We start from the raw sequence: 16,883 nt of genomic DNA on the forward strand, positions 1-16,883 counted from the left end.
CTCCGTCAGCCCGCGTTGCGGGCCGTTGCGTCGGTAATCACCTGGTCATCGGCTTTCAACTCGCCCGATTTTACCACGGTATGCTGGCCGTCGGTGGAACCGGTTTCGATGGCGACGGAGACCGGATTGTTGTTGCGCAGCACCCAGACCGTTCTTTTGGCCGTTGCCGCCGGGCCGGCGTCGCCGCGGTTCTGCGAGCGGCCCATGCGCGGCGGGCGGAACAGGCTCATCAGCCCGCCGCCACGGGAGGCGGATTCGCGCGGCGGCGTATAACGAAGCGCGGAATTCGGCACCAGCAGGGCATCCTTGATTTCCTCGACGATGATATTGGCGGTCGCCGTCATGCCCGGGCGCAGCAGCAACTCCTCATTGTCGACGGTCAATATGCCCTTGTAGGTCACCACGTTGGATACGGTTTCGGAGGCAAAGCGCACGGTCTCGATCTCGGCCGGAAAACTGCGGTCGGGATAGGCATCCACGTTAAAATTGGCCTTCTGGCCGGTTTCGACCTTGCCGACATCCGCCTCATCCACCGAGACCTGCAATTCCATATGGCGCAGATCACCGGCAATGGTGAACAGCACCGGGGCGTTGAGCGACGAAGCGACGGTGGCGCCGGGATCGACGCTGCGGGTGAGGATGACGCCATCGATGGGCGAGACGATCTTGGCCTTGCCGAGATTGACCTCGGCAAGCCTCAGATCCGCTTCCGCCGAAAGCACGGTGGCCTCGTTGACTTCAAGCGTGGCCGCGGCAGCATCGTGGCTGAACTGCGCGGCGTCCAGATCCTGCTGGCTGGACACCCGGCTCTGCACGAGGGACCGCAGGCGCTCCATGGATGTCTTTGCCGAGCCGAGATCGGCGCGTGCTTTCAGCACATTGGCCTTGGCGGAGGCAAGCTTGGCGCGGGCGCTCTGCACGTCGGCTTCCAGCTTGTTGGTGTCGAGTTCGGCAAGGATATCGCCTGATTTGACCAGGCTATTATAGGTGACGTTGACCTTGCGCACCGTGCCGGACAATTCGCTCGATATATCGACCTGATCCGTCGGCTGAACGGAACCGGTTGAGGTGACGATGACGGAAAGGTCGCCCTGTTTCGCCGCTTCCGTGACGTAATTATAGGCGACGCCTGCGGCACGCGACTGGTAGTAATAGCCAAGGCCGCCGCCGATCAGCACGATGGCAGCTGCGACATAGAGATAGCGGCGCGACTTCTTCTTCCTGCCTGACCTGTTCGTACCCAGAATCTCCCGCAGATCGGGCTGGCTGTTTTCCGTGTCACGGCCATTGCTGTTGGCGTCATTCATTCTTGTCACCCGCAAAATTCAAAATACCACAGGGGATTGTCGCCAACCCTGTTTTCCGGTCCGTCTGTCGCTGTTTGTATTCCTCTGATTGTGGGAAGTGACATAGCTTGCCCAAAGGGGGAAGTGAAAACTTGGTAATATTTATGATAGCTCTGGTCTGGTAGAGATAAATCCGGAAATGCCGATGCCATTGATGTGGCACCGGTTTCAGCAGCGACATGCAGGACGATGATAGAATGAACGACAATGTGGTGAAGTTCCGCAAACCGGTGCCGCCGAAAAAACCGCGCGAACCGCTGGGGCCGAAAGCGAAAAAAGCCCTGACGATTGCCGCCGTGATCTTGTTCTTCGCGGCCGCGTGGGGGTACTTCACGTTGTTCGGGCAGGGGTAAGGCTTCGCAAAGCAAAGAACGCGGCCTGTGTTCTATTGGTTGAGATCGGACAAGGCGGCATGCCGCACAGATGTGAGAGAAATTTCCTTGCCCGAGTTTCCACACGGGGGCTGCCGCCCTGCCGGCCTTGCCGGCGCAAACCGAAAGCAGATCGTTGAAAGAATACCGCAAGACCCTCAGCGGGAAAAATAGCGTTGCTGATCTTATTGCCAGGCGGATCGATGATATGTCCGGTGCGGTGGCGCGCATCGGCCGCTATGTGTCACTCTATCCGGAACGAGTTATCAACCAGACGATCGTCGAGCTGGGGGAGGCGACAAACACCGGGCAGGCAACGATCATCCGGTTTTGTCGGCTTCTGGGTTTTCACGGCTTTCGCGATATAAAGCTTGCCCTCGTCGATGATATTGCAACGGAACGCAACTTCGTTTCTGGGCAAGCCAAGGCAAATGCCGACCTGGGGATCGAACGCCTGAATTCGTCTTTGCAATTGTCCATTCAAAAAACCGCCGAGCTTGTCGATGCCGCCGACATGGCGACTCTGGCTCGCGCCATTTCGGCGACGCCGCGGGCGGTGGTGTTTGGCGGCGGCGTTTCGCAGATATGTGCCTCGCTGCTGGAATACCGGCTGCTGCGATTGGGTGTTCCCGTCTTCTGTGTGACCGACAGTCGCCTGGCCTATATTGCGGCACAGAAACTGCCCGCGAACGGCATGGCTTTTGCCGTTTCGCTTTCGGGCATTACAGCCGATACGCTGGATTTTATGAAGGCGGCGCAGGAGGCGGGCGCGAAAACCGTGGCGATCACCGCGCGGGAAAAAGGACCACTTGCCGACATTGCCGACCACGTCCTGCCGTTTCATCTGCCCGGGCCCTGGCCCATGGAGGGATCGATCCGCTATATAGCGCCTTTCGTCGTCGTGGTCGAAGCGCTGGCCCAGGCGCTGGACGACGAGATGCTGGAACGACGAGGGATTTGAGTGGCCAGCCTCACGCTTCATGCTGCTGTCATGTCGATCGATTAGTTCTGCTGCATAGCTAAATTCGCTCCTCACGGGCGATATTTTTTTGCATGGTCATGAAGAAAATCTCCGTAGTTTCCATTTTTTAGAGTTTTTCACGCATTCATTCTTGGTGGAGAAATTTGTGGGACGGCAACTCACGATCAACGGCTTGGGAAAACGCTTCGGCAATGTCGAGATATTGCGCGACGTGAGCCTTGAGGTTGAGTCAGGGGAGTTTGTGACCCTGCTTGGGCCGTCCGGATGCGGCAAATCCACACTTCTGCGTCTCATCGCCGGGCTGGACACGCCGGATGCAGGTGAGATTCGTATCGGTTCGGTACCGCTGAACGGGCTTGCGCCGAAAATGCGTGATGTCGCCATGGTCTTCCAGTCCTACGCGCTTTATCCGCATATGAGCGTGCGGCAGAATATCGCCATTCCGCTGATGATGAGCCGGCTTTCCTTTTTGCAACGTCTGCCATTGATCGGCCGTTATATCGGCGGGGCGAGGGCGATCTGGAGCGGTATCGAGAAGGATGTGCAGGCCGTCGCCACGCAGCTGGAACTGGACACTTTTCTGGAGCGACGGCCATCACAACTTTCCGGCGGCCAGCGTCAAAGGGTGGCGGTTGGGCGGGCCATGGTACGCCAGCCCGCCGTTTTTCTGATGGATGAACCGCTCTCCAATCTGGATGCCCGGTTGCGGCTGCAGCTGCGGGACGAGATTTCCGAGCTGCACCGCCGCACCGGTATTACATTCATTTTCGTGACCCATGATCAGACGGAAGCAATGGCGCTCTCCGATCGTATTGCGATCATGGACGAGGGGAGAATCGTTCAGTTCGGTTCCCCGGACGATATTTACCGGCGTCCGGCGCGCCTGTCGGTTGCCCGTTTTATTGGTACGACACCGATCAACATCCTGCCGGTCGATGTGGAGGAGAGGGGCGATCTCGTTGCCGCAGGCGTACAGTTGGGTCTGCGCGCGCCGTCCGTCGGTAACGGAAGCTACCGTCTCGGTGTGCGCCCGGAATCGATCGAGCTTGTGTCGGCTGAGGGTGGCGGGGCGCATTTTGCACTTCCCGTCGTCAGGACGGAGCGTCTCGGCGCGGAAGTGATCCTGCGACTGGATGGAGCGCGGCTCGGTTCAGGTCCGGTGCGGGTGCAGCTTCGTGCCGAAACTTTCAACACACAGCCAAAATACAACAGGCCCGGTGAGATGGCATGGCTGCGCATCACGTGTGCGGATGCGCTGCTGTTCGACAGCCTGGGAGTGCGGATCGACGCCGGGATCGTGGATGCGGGCGTTGCGGCGGGAGGCTCACATGCTGCTTTCCGTTAGGGTCTCCGCCAGCGGACCGGGGTTTGCGGCCCTTGCCTATCTATTCGCGGGTCCGGCCTTCTTTCTTCTGACGGCGACGACGATTCTGCCGGTGCTGACGGTCTTTGCCCTGAGCTTCACCGACTACGAACTGGGAAGCGTTGCAGTGCGTTTCATCGGTCTCAGCCACTATGCGCAGCTGTTGCAGGATCCCTATTTCTGGCGGGCGCTCAACAACAGCGCCATCTACACCGCGATCGTCGTGCCCGGCTCGGTAGTGCTGGCACTCGTCCTCGCTTTGCTGGTTCATGGACGGACGACGACGCGCCGCTTTTACGAAATCATCTATTTTCTGCCCGTGACCGGTACGCTCACGGCAATGTCCATCGTGTGGAGTTTCCTTCTGAACGGGCGCATCGGCCCGCTCGCGCAACTGATGGCATCGGTCGGGTTGACGCCGATCGATTTCTTCGCGAATGCCGACTATGCTCTCTTCGGTCTGGCGATCATTGGTATCTGGCATCTCGTCGGCTTCAATCTGGTTCTCTTTCTCGCCGGTCTGGCGACCGTATCCAAGGAGTTACAGGAAGCCTCCCGGCTCGACGGCGTCGACGGCTTTTTCGACCGGCTGCGTTATGTCGTCTGGCCGCTGCTTTCACCGACCACCATTGTCGTTGTGGTGCTCAGTTCGATCCAGGCCTTCCAGGTGTTCGATACGGTTGCAGTGCTGACGCGCGGGGGACCGAACGGCGCGACCGACATGCTGCTCTATAAAGTCTACAGCGAGACCTTCGAGGCCCTGAAGATCGGTTATGGCAGCGCCCTGACGGTGGTTTTCCTCGCCCTGCTTGCCGCCTTTTCCATTGTGCAGGTTTTCCTGCTGGATAAGAGAGCGCACTACCGATGAAGCTCATGTCACGCTCCCTGTTCAATTCCGTGACAGCGCACATCGTCCTGCTGAGCGGCGCCTTCGTCATCGCCTTTCCCTTCCTGTGGATGGTGCAGGCGTCGTTGCGGTCAAGCGGCGAAATTTTTGGGGCGGTGGCTGATCCGATCACGCCCATTCAGGCGCTGTCCGACAATTATGGTCGCGCGCTGTTCGAGACGCCGTTGCTGCGCTTCATGGTCAATGGCATCATCGTCTGTGGCGGCATCCTGTTCTTTCAAATATTGACCACCGTTACCTGTGCCTTCGCGCTTGCGAAATATGAGTTTCGGGGAGCGCGGTTCATGTTCGCCCTGGTGCTTGTGACGCTGGCCGTGCCCGCTCAGGTGCCCGCCTTGCCGATCTTCCTGACGCTTGCCGAATTCGGGCTGCTGGACAGTTACTTTGCCATGATGCTGCCCTATCTCACCTCGGCTTTCGCAATCCTCCTGTTTCGCCAGTTCATCAAATCCTTTCCCGACGATATTCTCGCAGCAGCGCGACTTGACGGCATGACGGAAATCGAAATTGTCGCCCGCGTCGTCCTGCCAGCCATGCTGCCCGCCATTGCGGCCTTCGCGGTATTTTCCGTCAGCTTTCACTGGAACGATCTTTATTGGCCGATGATCGTCATCAGGTCGGCCGAGCTGGCTCCGCCGACGCTCGGCATATTGTTTTTCAAAGGTCAGGAGGGTGGCGACAATTTCGGCGCGCTCATGGCCAGCGCCACGCTTGTTACCGCCCCGCTCATACTGGTGTTTTTGGCATCGCAACGACGCTTCGTCCAGGGCGTAACCATGAGCGGAGTGAAATGAGAAACAGGCCTGCCGGGCGGCAACCCGACAGGCCTGATGCAGTCAACCGGTATCTCAAAGGATCAAAATACCATGAAGACCAAGACAATTTTCGCATTTGTCGCGGCGGCGATCGCCAGCGCCCTTGCCGTTCCGGCCAAGGCGCAATCGACCGATATCACCCTCAATTTCTTCCATGCCTATCCCAGCACGGCGGCGTTTCTCCAGCCTGTGGTCAAGGATTTCATGCGGGACAATCCCGGCATCGCCATCAACCTGCAGGTGCCGGCAGAAGATTATGCCAAGGCGCATCAGACGATCATGCGCGACGTGCTGACCAACAACCTGCCGGATATTTACCTGCCTGCATATTCGTGGCTGCGTCCGCTTGTCAAGACGCTTGAGGAGCGCGGTCTCGCCGTTAACCTCCAGCCGTTCATGGATAAGGAAACGGCCGGCTGGACCAAGGAGAATTATGCGGAATCCGTACTCAATCTTGGCCAGGTCGAGGGCAAGCAATTTGCGGTTCCATTCAATGCATCCACCCCCATCCTATACGTAAACGCCGATCTGGTGACAAAAGCCGGCGGCTCGATGGATAAATTTCCCGATGAATGGCAGGGCGTTATCGACCTCGCCAACAGGATCAAGGCTTCGAGCAGCGATGTTGCCGGTCTCAACTTCTCGGTCGGGGCGCTTGCCAGCGACTGGTACTGGCAACTCATGGTGCTTTCGCAAGGCGGCCGCATCGTCAATGCCGATGAGACCGGGATCGGTTTCGACAACGAAACCGGCCTGAAGGCGCTGCAATTGGCGCAGGACATTTCGCTGAAAACCGGCATGACCGTCGATACCAGCACCGACCCCGCCCACCAGCAGTTCTTCGCCGGCAAGCTCGGCATGGTCGTCGCTTCACCCTCCGGCGTCGCAAACTTCACCAAGGCTGTTGGCGGTCGTTTCGATATGCGCACGGTCCGTTATCCCATGCCCGACAGGAACAAGGGCGGTCTGCCCACCGGCGGCAACGCTGTCGTCATCCTGGCTCAGGAGCCCGCAAAGCAGGATGCGGCGTGGAAATTCGTCAAATATCTGACCAGCGCCAAGGTTCAGGCGCAAATTGCACAGACGACGGGTTACATGCCGACAAACCGGAATTCCGCTACCCTTCTGACGGAATTCTACGCCGCCAATCCGAATTTCCGAACTGTATTCACGCAGATGGACAATGCGGCCACCTGGTATGCCTATCCCAACAATATGGGCAGCACAGTCTGGAAAGCGCAGGCTGAGATTCTCGATCAGCTCCAGCGCGGCGCGCTGACGCCCAAGGATGCTCTCGCCAGAATGGCCGAGCGGGTTGCTGCAATCTTGAAAAAGGGATCCTGAAAAACACGACGCGCCGGAGCATTTTCCGGCGCGTCGTGGTCTCGATGAATATTGTCGAACGCCCTTGAGGCTTAGATCGGACAGTCGATTTTCCAACAGGTCCCTACGGCATCGCCGTCCAAATCAGAGGCCGGTCATCTTCAGGACCGCGTCTGGAAGCCTGTTGCCGACAACTTCAATCTTCGAAAGAACCGTGTTGATGTCCGCAAGATCGGTCGACGTCAGTTCAAGATCGACACTCCCAAGGTTTTCTTCAAGACGGTGCTGCCTGGTCGTGCCGGGGATCGGGACGATCCAGGGTTTCTGTGCCAGTAGCCAGGCGAGCGCTACCTGGGCAGGCGTCGATTGCTTGGTGTCTGCTATGACCTTGATGGCGTCGACCAGGGCGAGGTTGGCCTTGCGGGCCTCGGGGGAAAACCGGGGAACGGCATTGCGGAAATCGGTTGGGTCGAATTTGGTATTTTCGTCGATCTTGCCCGTCAGGAAGCCGGCACCGAGTGGGCTGAACGGTACAAAGCCGATCCCAAGTTCTTCAAGTGCGGGAAGGAGTTCTGCCTCAGGCCCGCGCCAGAACAGGGAATACTCACTCTGGACGGCGGTGACGGGCTGAACGGCATGAGCCTTGCGGATGGTGCCGACACCCGCTTCGGAGAGGCCGAAATGCTTGACCTTGCCTGCATCGATCAGATCTTTTACAGCGCCTGCGACATCCTCTATCGGCACAGCCGGATCGACGCGGTGCTGGTAGAACAGGTCGATGCGGTCGGTCCTGAGACGCCTGAGGCTCGCTTCTGCAACGGCTTTGATATGTTCCGGGCGGCTGTTGGTGCCGTGGCGACGTTCACCTGTTTCAAGGTCGATGTCGAAGCCGAACTTGGTGGCGATGACGACCCCGTCGCGGATGGGGGCGAGCGCCTCGCCGAGAAGTTCCTCGTTGACGAAGGGGCCATAAGCCTCGGCGGTATCGAACAGCGTGATGCCCTGCTCATGGGCGAAACGGATCAGCTTGATCATCTCCGCTTTATCGGCCGCTGGCCCATAGGCCGCGCTCATGCTCATGCAGCCGAGGCCGAGGGCGGAGACTTCGAGGCTTCCGATTTTGCGTTTCAGCATTTCTCTACTCCTTGATCGGGCCGCTTGAGGCCGCGTCTGATGGAAAAGATATTCCTTGCCGACATTTTCGAATAGGGGCAGTAATCAGCATGAAGCTATAAGGATGCCTAATGAATGCCGCAGGAGAACTTCAACGATCTGGCCGCCTTCGTCACGGTGGCGCGCGAGCAGAGCTTTACCCGGGCGGCCGTCAAGCTGGGTGTCTCGCAGTCCGCGTTGAGCCAGACGGTGCGCGGCCTTGAAGAGCGGCTGGGCCTGAGGTTGTTGACGAGAACGACGAGGCGTGTTTCACCCACGGCCGCCGGTGAGCGTCTGCTTCAGACAGCAGGTCCAAGGTTCGATGATATTCAGTCTGAGCTTTCGGCACTGAGCGACATGCGGGATAAGCCCGCGGGCACCGTGCGCATCACGGCGGGGGAACATGCCGCCATCTCCGTCCTTGCGCCAGCGCTGGACAAAATCCTCCCGAATTACCCTGATATCAATGTCGAGATTACCGTCGATTACGGGCTGACGGATATCGTTGCGGAGCGTTACGACGCCGGCGTGCGGCTCGGCGAGCAACTTGCCAAGGACATGATCGCGGTCAAGATCGCCCCCGAGATGCGCATGGCCGTGGTGGGTGCACCATCCTATTTCCGGCAGAACCCCTGGCCAGAGGTGCCCGAGGATCTGACGGCGCATAATTGCATCCAGATACGCATGCCGACCTACGGCAACATCCTTTTCTGGGAGTTCGAAAAGGATGGCCATGAACTCAAGGTGAGAGTGGAAGGGCAACTCGTCTTCAACAACATCGCCATGCGCCTCGATGCCGCGAAACGGGGTCTTGGCCTTGCCTATATGCCTGAGGACATCGTTGCGGAGGATATCGCAAAGGGAACGCTGATCCGGGTTCTCGAAGATTGGTGCGCGCCTTTTTCCGGCTACCATCTTTATTATCCAAATCGGCGTCACGCGTCTCCGGCTTTCGCACTCGTGGTGGACGCGCTGCGATATCGCGGATAACGCCCTAATGAACTAAAAGTGATTGATAAGCGGAGCTAATGGCTTCAATCGTAAATGGGTATCTAATCACCGGAATGCCGGTCGCGTAGCCTTCTTTCAACGTCATGTTGTGAGAGAGCCATGTCCCAGATTTTTACCAAAACCATTTCAGCCTTCGTATTTTCCGCCATCGCTGCGTCCTCGAGCGTCGCCTTTGCCCAGACAGCGGCAAAGGCCGAGCCGCTCGTCATCGAGCAGCAGGGCAGCTTCGCGGTTGGCGGCACGGTGTCGAGCAAGCCCGGCACCTATAATAACAACGCGCCAACGGCCGAAGGCCAGACACTGCATGGTGACCACGCCTATGTGTTCTATCAGGTTCCACAAAACCCGAAGCCGCTGCCGATCGTCATGCTGCATGGCGCATTTCAGTCGGGACGGAGCTGGGAGACGACGCCTGACGGTCGCGAGGGTTTTCAGAATATCTTCCTGCGCCGTGGCTACTCCACCTACCTCGTCGACCAGCCGCGCCGAGGCCGCGCGGGCAACAGCACGGTCGCAACGACGATCGAGCCGACGCCCTACGACCAGCTGTTCTTCGACCAGTTCCGCATCGGCAAGTGGCCGAACTATTTTGACAACGTGCAATTCTCCCGCGATCCGGCAGCGCTCGACCAGTTCCTGCGCTCGGTCACGCCGAACACCGGGCCATACGACGCCAAGGTGATTTCGGATGCCATGTCGGCGCTGTTTACCAAAACAGGACCCGGCATCCTGTTCACCCATTCGCAGGCAGGTGGTCCCGGCTGGCTGACAGCCATCAAGAACCCGAATGTGAAGGGCATCGTGGCGCTGGAGCCCGGCAGTGGTTTCATCTTCCCGGAAGGTGAGGTGCCTGCGGAAATGCCGAGTGCCGCCGGCACGCTGAAGGCTGAGGCCGTGCCTGTCGCCGACTTCGAGAAACTGACACGCCTGCCGATCGTCATTTATTACGGCGACAATTTCCCGACCGAACCGACCACGGAGCGTGGACAGGACAACTGGCGCGTAAGGCTGGCCATGGCGAAGCTGTGGGTGGAGACAGTCAATAAGCATGGCGGCGATGCAGCGCTTGTCCACCTGCCGGAGATCGGCATCAAGGGCGGCACGCATTTCCTGATGTCGGACCAGAACAATGTCGAGATTGCCGACCAGATCTCGAAGTTCCTCGCCGACAAGAAGCTGGACTGAAGCACCGATCCGTTCGCGTTAAACAGCCGTTGCGCGCATTCCCGATCAGACCACTTCCGATCAGACAAGGAGCCTGACGATGGCGAACGAAATCATCAACGGAAAGAGACGCGAGTTCCTCGGAGCGTCGGCTCTCTTCATCTCCGGTGCAATGTTAGGAGTGTCAACCATGACGACGACCCAAGCTGCCGCAGCCGACTACAGGCAGAACCCTTTCACGCTTGCCTATGATGGGGCGATCACCAAAAACGAACCCGGCAAGGTGAACATCCATCCGGTAACATACAGGCTGAACGGCCTCGACATCGTCGCCAACGTCTATACTCCGGCCAATTACGACCCCGGCAAGAGGTATCCCGCCATCGTGCTTGCGCATCCGAATGGCGGCGTGAAGGAGCAGACGACCGGTCTCTACGCCCAGCGTCTGGCCGAACGGGGCTTCATCACCATCTCGGCCGATGCCGCCTATCAGGGCGGCAGCGGCGGCACGCCACGCAGCGTCGACAAGCCTCAACATCGCATTGAGGACATCCACGGGATGGCGGACTTCATCAGCGGCTTCCCCGGCGTGGATACGGCGCGTCTGGGGCTGCTCGGCATCTGCGGCGGTGGCGGTTACTCGCTGGCGGCGGCCAAGACCGACAAGCGTTTCAAGGCGGTGGCGACGCTCAGCATGTTCAACTCCGGGCGCGTGCGCCGCAACGGCTTCAAGGACAGCCAGATGGATACGATCCAGAAGCGGCTGCAGCAGGCCTCTTTGGCCCGGGCGCAGGAAGCGGCCGGTGGCGACGTTCTTTATGCCGGCGACGCGAACCTCACGGATGCGCAGATAGAGGCTCTGCCCTTCGATCTCTATCGGCAGGGCTATCACTACTACTGGCGAACCAACGCGCATCCGGGCTCGACCTTCAAATATACGATGAGCAGCCTGATGGACCTGATGCGCTGGGATGCGACGGACGAACTCGAGCTCATCGACGTTCCGCTGTTGATGATTGCCGGTAGTGAAGCAGACACGCTTTACCTAACGGAAGATGCTTTCCCCAAGGCTACCGGCACGAAGGACAAGGAACTCTTCCTGATCAGGGGCGCAAAGCATATCGAGACCTATTGGGTGCCCGAATATGTGCAGGCGGCGCTTGACAAGCTCACCCCGTTCTTCGGCCGGACGCTGGCCTAAGACCGTCAACGACGGTTTATCCACCCTTCATCCAAATCCAGGTTTCGTGGCGGCAACGGGCATCTCGATGCCTGTCGTTGCGTGCGAGCCTGCGACACAAGCCATCCAAGGAGTTCCCTTTGAAACGACCTACCAAGAGCCTCTTTCTCGCAACGGGTATCACTCTCATTCTCGGTTCGATCACCATGACAAACGCCCAGACAGCAACGCCTTCGGCACAGCCGGAAAAGCAGCAGACGCGCGCCCAGCAATTGATGGGCGATACCGCACCGAAACTGGCCGAACTCACTGACGGGGTTCTCTACAGCGACATATGGGAACGCCCCGAAATATCCAAACGTGACCGAAGCCTCGTGACAATCACGGCGCTGATCGCGCTCAATCGTCCTGACCAGCTTCGCTCCCATATCCGTCTCGGCCTGCAGAACGGGCTGACGAAGGAGGAGATCGTCGAAACCATCACCCATATGGCTTTTTATTCGGGCTGGCCGAGCGGCGTTTCCGCAGTCGCGGTTGCCAAAGATGTGTTTGCGGAGAAATAAGCCATGAACACAAAATCGATGATCACCGCCGCCATGGCCCTTGGCGCCACGACTGCTTTTGCCGAACCGGACCGTGCCATAACGGTGACCCGTTTCAGCAATGAGGCGACGACTACGGGGTCGCCGGACTATTTTACCGGTTCCGTCAAGGTGCAGTCACGCTTCCAGACCCCACCGCCCGCTCGCGTCGGCGGGGGTCTCGTCTCTTTCGAACCCGCCGCCCGCACCGCGTGGCATACACATCCTCTGGGTCAGACACTGATCGTGACGGAGGGTGAGGGCCGCGTCCAGCACTGGGATGGCGACATTCAGGAAATCGGACCCGGAGACGTCGTCTGGATCCCTCCGGGCGTGAAACACTGGCACGGCGCATCACCGGAATACGGAATGTCGCATATCGCCGTGGCGGAAGCCCTTGATGGAAAGACCGTCGAGTGGATGGAACACGTGACCGACGAGCAATATGCCAAGACGGATGGAGGCATGGATTGAACAGGGTCATGCAGATGGCGGGCGCCGCCGCCTTCGTAACAAGTGCCGTATTCCTCGTCGGCATGCAGGTCCGCGCCGAGCCGACCCGTGCGACGATGCCTGACATCGACAAGCTCATACACTACACGACGGTGGAGCGGGGTGAGGTTACCGAACATATCATGACCACCCGCGAGGCGATCGAGGCCGTCAAGCGCGGCGATCCCATTCCCAACGGAACCCATGTGGCGCTCGTCGACTATCGCGGCGGCAAGGTCTTCCGTTATTTCATCATGGAGAAGGGCGAGGGCTGGGGACAGGACTACGACGAGAACCGCCGCACCGCCGACTGGCAGTTCCAATGGTTCAAGCCGGATGGCACGATCAACATGGAAGAGAACACCGCCCGCTGTCAGCGCTGCCACACCTCACGGTCCGACAGGGACTTTCTCTACACGTTCAACGACATGCGCCGGTTTGAACTGAAATGAACGGCGTCCTGCGGTTTCGTCTGGTGCTCGATCTCATCGCCGTTGGTCTGATTATTGCTTGCCTTGCCTATTGGTGGCTCGACAATCTCTCACATGAGCTGTTCGGAACGGCGCTTTTCACGCTGGTCATCGTCCACAACGTCTTCAATCGCCGCTGGTATGGCGGCGTGACGAAACGGAGGCTGGATGCCGTTCGCATTGTCAATCTGGTGACGATTGCAAGCCTTGCAATCGCGATGACGATCATGCTCGTGACCAGCCTGCTGATATCCCGCGACCTCTTGCCCTTCACTTCGATGGGCGGCGCTTTCGCCGTCCGGGAAATCCATATGTTCGCGGGATACTGGGTGCTGCTCATCATCGCCACCCATCTCGGGACGCGCTGGCAGGTGGTGATGAGCGTCGGTCGTGGACTGGTTGGCGTTTCAGGCGCGAATTCCTTTCGGACCGCCATTCTGCGGCTGACGTCGCTCGCAGTGGCGGTTTGGGGAATAAGAAGCTCTTTCGAGATGGCGTTCGGGCGGAAGTTGATGCTGAGCTATTCGCTGGACATGTGGGATTTCAACGAGTCGACGCTCGGATTTTTCGTGAATTATGCCTCGATAGTCAGCTTGTATGCCGCCATGACCCATTACGGCTTGAGGCTGGTTTCCATGCGCTCCGGAACGCCGGGAAGGTAACCGCATCGGAAACGATCGGCGCATTCTGCCCAGACATCCGAGCAGACTTTCTCATCAGTTTTTTCAAGGAAAGGTGGCGACCCCTGCAGGACTCGAACCTGCGACCTACTGCTTAGAAGGCAGTTGCTCTATCCAGTTGAGCTAAGGGGCCGTCATGCCGGGCAGGGATGCTCCGGTCTAAAGTCGTCTTGTTTCAGTGCGTCCAGGGCTGGGTGCGGTTGAAACGGAAATTGTCGGTATAGGAAACCACCTTGCGGGTAGCTTCCTTCGGCTGGATGACGCGGTATTCGATGCCCTTGCGCTGCGCATAGGCTTCGGCCTGTTCCTGCGTCTCGAATGTCAGCTTGACCTGCTGCTTCATGTCGGAGGTGGACGTGTATCCCATGATCGGATCGATCTTGCGCGGAACTTCGGCGTCGAATTCCAGAACCCAGACATTGGTTTTCGCCTTGCCGGATTGCATGGCGGTTTTTGCAGGGCGGTAAATCTTCGCAGACATGTCGAAACTGCTCCGGTTGGGCGGTGGGGCGCAACACCCCAGATTACTCTTCACGTACCTGAATAGAATAACCAAATCGTGTCAGGAACGCTGAAATTTGAAATGGACCGACTTCATGTGAGAGTCAAGACGATTATCCCTTGCCATCGCTTTGCTGCCCTGCGGCGCCAAGGCGCTTTTGGGCGATGGAGAGAATGGGCTGAACAAAGATGAATTTCCCTGTTGCGGAGTTTGGGTGAACCGTGTATTCCCCAGCCATCGCCTCGGCGGAGTGTAGCGCAGTCTGGTAGCGCATCTGGTTTGGGACCAGAGGGTCGGGAGTTCGAATCTCTCCACTCCGACCATTTAAAGCAAAATATCCGCTTGTCGGCGTAACCTCCTTAAAAGAAAAGCTTCCGTTCAGTCCGCTGATGGTCCGGCCAAAGTGCTCTCGGCTGTGCCGATCGTCATGACATTGCCGCGCCATGCGACCGCGCTGCCGATCCAGCTGCGCGCCCAGACAAAGGGCATGATCACGTCGCGCGCGATCATGGCCGGCAGGGTATAAAGAGAGACCGGCCACCGGTTGAGTGCTATGAGCGCCAGTTCCGGGCCGTACATGATGGTGAGAACGGCGATGGCGGTGACGCTAAGATCGACGTCCGCGGCAAGGGCGGCGGCGATCGCGAAGAGGAGCGGGGGCAGCGCGCCGGTGAGGATTTCCGGGGCGAAATATTGCGGGAAGGTCACGCGCCGCAGCCGCGCCCAGCGGGTCTGCCGCGACCAGATCTCGCCGGCATGACGCTGGCCGAGCGGCTGTTCAAAGGGGGCGGAGACCAGGTGCACGCTGCGGCCGGCATTTCTGACCAGCTTCGTCGAGGCGGCGTCCTCGGCGATTTCAGCGGCAAGCGCGCGAATGCCGCCATGCTCTTCCAGGAACGGTTTGTTCCACAACATCGATTTGCCCTGCGCAAAACCCATGCCGATCGCTTCGGCCGCATATTGCCAGCGGCCCTGTGAGCCGTTGAGGAAAGCGCACTCGACATGGGCCCAGAAGCCCGTCGGGCGGGAGCCGAGCGGCGGCGAGCAGACAAGCCCGCTATCAGGCCGCCAGGCTGACATCATGGTCGCGATATAGGATGGCGGCATCAGCACGTTCGAATCGGCCAGAATGACCCATTCGTGGCGGGCGGCGCGCCAGCCTTTCACGCAATTGTTCAGTTTCGGATTGGCGCTGATGCGGTCATCACCGATGAGCAATTGCGCTGAAACCGCAGGCGAGGCGGCGCTGGCTTTGCGCACTTCCTCGATCACGGGATCGAGTTCGTCGGCAACGCAGAACAGCAGCTCGTAATCCGGCCAGTCGAGCTCAAAGGCGCGCGAGAGTGTCAACGGTGTGAAGTTTTCCACGCCACGCAGCGGCACTACCAGCGAGACCGGCGGTTTTTGCCGAACAAGTGCGTTTTCCGTGTCACGTCTTGTCAGGCGCCAGCCGGCGAGAACAATCCCGAGAAGATTGAAGGCGAGGAGCAGAATTGCGCAAAGGGCAAAAACAGTTTCCATGCTGGCCAGTTCCACTCCCAAGCTTTCGGCGATTTGCGCCAATCGATTCCATGGAATTCGTTCCTGCCGATTATAACGTTTGAGTGACAGTTACATGTCATCATCGGCAGGCGGGCAGGGTGCGCGGTGCGGGAAACGGCGCCGCTGCACCGGTCCGGCGGCAAAGAAAAGCCCTTCGTGAAGAAGGGCAAAGTCATCATCGCAGCTAACGAACCTTAGTGGATGTTCAGGATATGCGCGTGACTGCTTGCGACGAGAAACGATTCCCGCGCTTTTTCGATATCGCATTTTCCGGCGATCGCATCGAGGCAGTTCCTGCGCGCTTCCTCATATTCCGGGCCATGTTCCTCGGGCCAGCGGTACATCAGCATGTCCAGCGCCACCAGAGGGCTGTAAATCTCCACGGCCACGCAAAGCGGCAGATGGATCGCTACCGGCTTCATCCACGAGGCGTGGTGACACGGCTCCGTTCTATTTATCAGCATGTCATTCTCCTCCCTGTTTCATGTCCCTTTCAGGCTGTTCTCTCTCCCATGCGCGTCTCTCTCCCATGCGCGAAATGCCCGCCTCACGAAATGGTTCCCGATCACCTAAAATGTGATCGGTCAGGGGGTTCCAATTTTCCAAGATGAATGGAAGATGAACGAAATGATGAACCGGAGATGAACAAAACCGCTATTGGCGCGTTGTAATGTCCATAAGAAGGAGAACGCATATGTTCAATTTGTCAGGCATTCAGGAAAGCTTCTTCGGAGACCGCATGGCTGGCGTATGTCAGGCGATCACCTCTGCCCTGGCCTTCGAAACGGGACTTGAGAAGTCGCGTATTTCCGCAATCGTCGAAAATGACGTGATCTACCTGGAAGGCACGGCCGATTCGGTCGAGGCGATCGATATTGCCATCAACCTTGCCGCCTCCATCTCCAATTGCCGGATTTTGAGCCATATCGAGCCGGTATACTGATATTCTGCAAGCCGGGCGAAACGTCGTCCGGCTTTTTCAGACACCATAACGCGGCAATG

At 58.7% G+C, this 16,883-nt stretch carries 19 protein-coding genes and 2 tRNA genes; 15 read left to right on the forward strand and 6 right to left on the reverse strand.

Annotated elements, in window-relative coordinates; translation table 11 throughout:
* Nucleotides 1-5 precede the first annotated feature (5 nt).
* The gene (locus OK142_RS20720; RefSeq protein ID WP_498684873.1) at nt 6-1,307 is read right to left on the reverse strand and encodes an efflux RND transporter periplasmic adaptor subunit; all 1,302 of its coding nucleotides are present in this window, start codon (nt 1,305-1,307) and stop codon (nt 6-8) included.
* Between the two features lie 236 nt (nt 1,308-1,543).
* Between OK142_RS20720 and OK142_RS20725 the strand changes: the two genes are divergently transcribed.
* From OK142_RS20725 to OK142_RS20750, 6 genes are all read left to right on the forward strand, one after another.
* A complete protein-coding gene (locus OK142_RS20725; protein ID WP_003495420.1) occupies nt 1,544-1,699 on the forward strand; it encodes a hypothetical protein in 156 nt (51 codons plus the stop codon).
* 154 nt (nt 1,700-1,853) lie between these two features.
* Nucleotides 1,854-2,678: a MurR/RpiR family transcriptional regulator gene (locus OK142_RS20730; protein ID WP_313609637.1), complete on the forward strand. Its 825-nt coding sequence runs from the start codon at nt 1,854-1,856 to the stop codon at nt 2,676-2,678.
* A gap of 166 nt (nt 2,679-2,844) precedes the next feature.
* Nucleotides 2,845-4,044, forward strand: a complete 1,200-nt coding sequence (locus OK142_RS20735) for an ABC transporter ATP-binding protein (protein WP_498684875.1) — start codon at nt 2,845-2,847, stop codon at nt 4,042-4,044.
* Complete coding sequence (locus tag OK142_RS20740) at nt 4,028-4,930, forward strand: carbohydrate ABC transporter permease (RefSeq protein WP_498684877.1); 903 nt, start codon at nt 4,028-4,030, stop codon at nt 4,928-4,930. The genes OK142_RS20735 and OK142_RS20740 overlap by 17 nt, the downstream gene beginning before the upstream one ends.
* Nucleotides 4,927-5,763, forward strand: a complete 837-nt coding sequence (locus tag OK142_RS20745) for a carbohydrate ABC transporter permease (RefSeq protein WP_498684880.1) — start codon at nt 4,927-4,929, stop codon at nt 5,761-5,763. The genes OK142_RS20740 and OK142_RS20745 overlap by 4 nt, the downstream gene beginning before the upstream one ends.
* Before the next feature lie 72 nt (nt 5,764-5,835).
* On the forward strand, nt 5,836-7,128 hold the full coding sequence (locus OK142_RS20750; RefSeq protein ID WP_498684881.1) for an ABC transporter substrate-binding protein: 1,293 nt from the start codon (nt 5,836-5,838) through the stop codon (nt 7,126-7,128).
* Between the two features lie 123 nt (nt 7,129-7,251).
* Here OK142_RS20750 and OK142_RS20755 read toward each other — a convergent pair whose 3' ends face one another.
* Entirely contained in the window at nt 7,252-8,241 is a 990-nt protein-coding gene (locus OK142_RS20755; RefSeq protein ID WP_216329876.1) for an aldo/keto reductase, read from the reverse strand.
* 114 nt (nt 8,242-8,355) lie between these two features.
* Between OK142_RS20755 and OK142_RS20760 the strand changes: the two genes are divergently transcribed.
* The 7 genes from OK142_RS20760 to OK142_RS20790 all read left to right on the forward strand — a co-directional run bounded on the left by OK142_RS20760 (nt 8,356) and on the right by OK142_RS20790 (nt 13,819).
* Nucleotides 8,356-9,249, forward strand: coding sequence for a LysR family transcriptional regulator (locus tag OK142_RS20760; protein ID WP_498684884.1), 894 nt, complete (start codon nt 8,356-8,358; stop codon nt 9,247-9,249).
* A gap of 120 nt (nt 9,250-9,369) precedes the next feature.
* Nucleotides 9,370-10,455, forward strand: coding sequence for an alpha/beta hydrolase (locus tag OK142_RS20765; protein WP_498684886.1), 1,086 nt, complete (start codon nt 9,370-9,372; stop codon nt 10,453-10,455).
* A 169-nt stretch (nt 10,456-10,624) separates the two neighbouring features.
* Nucleotides 10,625-11,635, forward strand: a complete 1,011-nt coding sequence (locus OK142_RS20770; RefSeq protein ID WP_498684887.1) for an alpha/beta hydrolase — start codon at nt 10,625-10,627, stop codon at nt 11,633-11,635.
* Nucleotides 11,636-11,820: 185 nt separating this feature from the next.
* On the forward strand, nt 11,821-12,177 hold the full coding sequence (locus OK142_RS20775) for a carboxymuconolactone decarboxylase family protein (protein ID WP_082184452.1): 357 nt from the start codon (nt 11,821-11,823) through the stop codon (nt 12,175-12,177).
* 3 nt (nt 12,178-12,180) lie between these two features.
* The gene (locus OK142_RS20780) at nt 12,181-12,669 is read left to right on the forward strand and encodes a (R)-mandelonitrile lyase (protein WP_003495431.1); all 489 of its coding nucleotides are present in this window, start codon (nt 12,181-12,183) and stop codon (nt 12,667-12,669) included.
* Nucleotides 12,670-12,677: 8 nt separating this feature from the next.
* Complete coding sequence (locus tag OK142_RS20785) at nt 12,678-13,139, forward strand: cytochrome P460 family protein (RefSeq protein ID WP_498684923.1); 462 nt, start codon at nt 12,678-12,680, stop codon at nt 13,137-13,139.
* On the forward strand, nt 13,136-13,819 hold the full coding sequence (locus tag OK142_RS20790) for a DUF4405 domain-containing protein (RefSeq protein ID WP_498684888.1): 684 nt from the start codon (nt 13,136-13,138) through the stop codon (nt 13,817-13,819). The genes OK142_RS20785 and OK142_RS20790 overlap by 4 nt, the downstream gene beginning before the upstream one ends.
* Nucleotides 13,820-13,893: 74 nt before the next feature.
* Here OK142_RS20790 and OK142_RS20795 read toward each other — a convergent pair.
* Both OK142_RS20795 and OK142_RS20800 read right to left on the reverse strand, forming a co-directional pair.
* Nucleotides 13,894-13,970, reverse strand: a tRNA-Arg gene (locus OK142_RS20795).
* Between the two features lie 42 nt (nt 13,971-14,012).
* Nucleotides 14,013-14,318 carry an ETC complex I subunit gene (locus OK142_RS20800; RefSeq protein ID WP_003495468.1) on the reverse strand — a complete coding sequence of 102 codons (306 nt, stop codon included), beginning with the start codon at nt 14,316-14,318 and terminating at the stop codon, nt 14,013-14,015.
* A gap of 267 nt (nt 14,319-14,585) precedes the next feature.
* Here OK142_RS20800 and OK142_RS20805 point away from each other — a divergent pair.
* Nucleotides 14,586-14,662: transfer RNA gene (locus OK142_RS20805), tRNA-Pro, on the forward strand.
* A 55-nt stretch (nt 14,663-14,717) separates the two neighbouring features.
* On the opposite strand, the gene OK142_RS20810 is transcribed toward OK142_RS20805, so the two are convergent.
* Nucleotides 14,718-15,860: a ceramide glucosyltransferase gene (locus tag OK142_RS20810; protein WP_498684890.1), complete on the reverse strand. Its 1,143-nt coding sequence runs from the start codon at nt 15,858-15,860 to the stop codon at nt 14,718-14,720.
* A 215-nt stretch (nt 15,861-16,075) separates the two neighbouring features.
* Nucleotides 16,076-16,345, reverse strand: coding sequence for a DUF982 domain-containing protein (locus tag OK142_RS20815; protein ID WP_035242407.1), 270 nt, complete (start codon nt 16,343-16,345; stop codon nt 16,076-16,078).
* A gap of 230 nt (nt 16,346-16,575) precedes the next feature.
* Between OK142_RS20815 and OK142_RS20820 the strand changes: the two genes are divergently transcribed.
* Nucleotides 16,576-16,824, forward strand: a complete 249-nt coding sequence (locus OK142_RS20820) for a BON domain-containing protein (RefSeq protein ID WP_003495474.1) — start codon at nt 16,576-16,578, stop codon at nt 16,822-16,824.
* The last annotated feature ends 59 nt before the right edge of the window (nt 16,825-16,883 follow it).

This window comes from Agrobacterium sp. BT-220-3 (assembly GCF_025910175.1).
Taxonomy (GTDB): Bacteria; Pseudomonadota; Alphaproteobacteria; order Rhizobiales; family Rhizobiaceae; genus Agrobacterium; species Agrobacterium oryzihabitans.

What these genes read in the sequence shown, in the direction of transcription:
- OK142_RS20720 (WP_498684873.1), bottom strand. Translation starts at nt 1,307, where the DNA reads ATGAATGACGCCAACAGCAATGGCCGTGACACGGAAAACAGCCAGCCC.
- OK142_RS20725 (WP_003495420.1), top strand. Translation starts at nt 1,544, where the DNA reads ATGAACGACAATGTGGTGAAGTTCCGCAAACCGGTGCCGCCGAAAAAA.
- OK142_RS20740 (WP_498684877.1), top strand. Translation starts at nt 4,028, where the DNA reads ATGCTGCTTTCCGTTAGGGTCTCCGCCAGCGGACCGGGGTTTGCGGCC.
- OK142_RS20745 (WP_498684880.1), top strand. Translation starts at nt 4,927, where the DNA reads ATGAAGCTCATGTCACGCTCCCTGTTCAATTCCGTGACAGCGCACATC.
- OK142_RS20750 (WP_498684881.1), top strand. Translation starts at nt 5,836, where the DNA reads ATGAAGACCAAGACAATTTTCGCATTTGTCGCGGCGGCGATCGCCAGC.
- OK142_RS20755 (WP_216329876.1), bottom strand. Translation starts at nt 8,241, where the DNA reads ATGCTGAAACGCAAAATCGGAAGCCTCGAAGTCTCCGCCCTCGGCCTC.
- OK142_RS20760 (WP_498684884.1), top strand. Translation starts at nt 8,356, where the DNA reads ATGCCGCAGGAGAACTTCAACGATCTGGCCGCCTTCGTCACGGTGGCG.
- OK142_RS20765 (WP_498684886.1), top strand. Translation starts at nt 9,370, where the DNA reads ATGTCCCAGATTTTTACCAAAACCATTTCAGCCTTCGTATTTTCCGCC.
- OK142_RS20770 (WP_498684887.1), top strand. Translation starts at nt 10,625, where the DNA reads ATGACGACGACCCAAGCTGCCGCAGCCGACTACAGGCAGAACCCTTTC.
- OK142_RS20775 (WP_082184452.1), top strand. Translation starts at nt 11,821, where the DNA reads ATGACAAACGCCCAGACAGCAACGCCTTCGGCACAGCCGGAAAAGCAG.
- OK142_RS20780 (WP_003495431.1), top strand. Translation starts at nt 12,181, where the DNA reads ATGAACACAAAATCGATGATCACCGCCGCCATGGCCCTTGGCGCCACG.
- OK142_RS20785 (WP_498684923.1), top strand. Translation starts at nt 12,678, where the DNA reads ATGCAGATGGCGGGCGCCGCCGCCTTCGTAACAAGTGCCGTATTCCTC.
- OK142_RS20790 (WP_498684888.1), top strand. Translation starts at nt 13,136, where the DNA reads ATGAACGGCGTCCTGCGGTTTCGTCTGGTGCTCGATCTCATCGCCGTT.
- OK142_RS20800 (WP_003495468.1), bottom strand. Translation starts at nt 14,318, where the DNA reads ATGTCTGCGAAGATTTACCGCCCTGCAAAAACCGCCATGCAATCCGGC.
- OK142_RS20810 (WP_498684890.1), bottom strand. Translation starts at nt 15,860, where the DNA reads ATGGAAACTGTTTTTGCCCTTTGCGCAATTCTGCTCCTCGCCTTCAAT.
- OK142_RS20815 (WP_035242407.1), bottom strand. Translation starts at nt 16,345, where the DNA reads ATGCTGATAAATAGAACGGAGCCGTGTCACCACGCCTCGTGGATGAAG.
- OK142_RS20820 (WP_003495474.1), top strand. Translation starts at nt 16,576, where the DNA reads ATGTTCAATTTGTCAGGCATTCAGGAAAGCTTCTTCGGAGACCGCATG.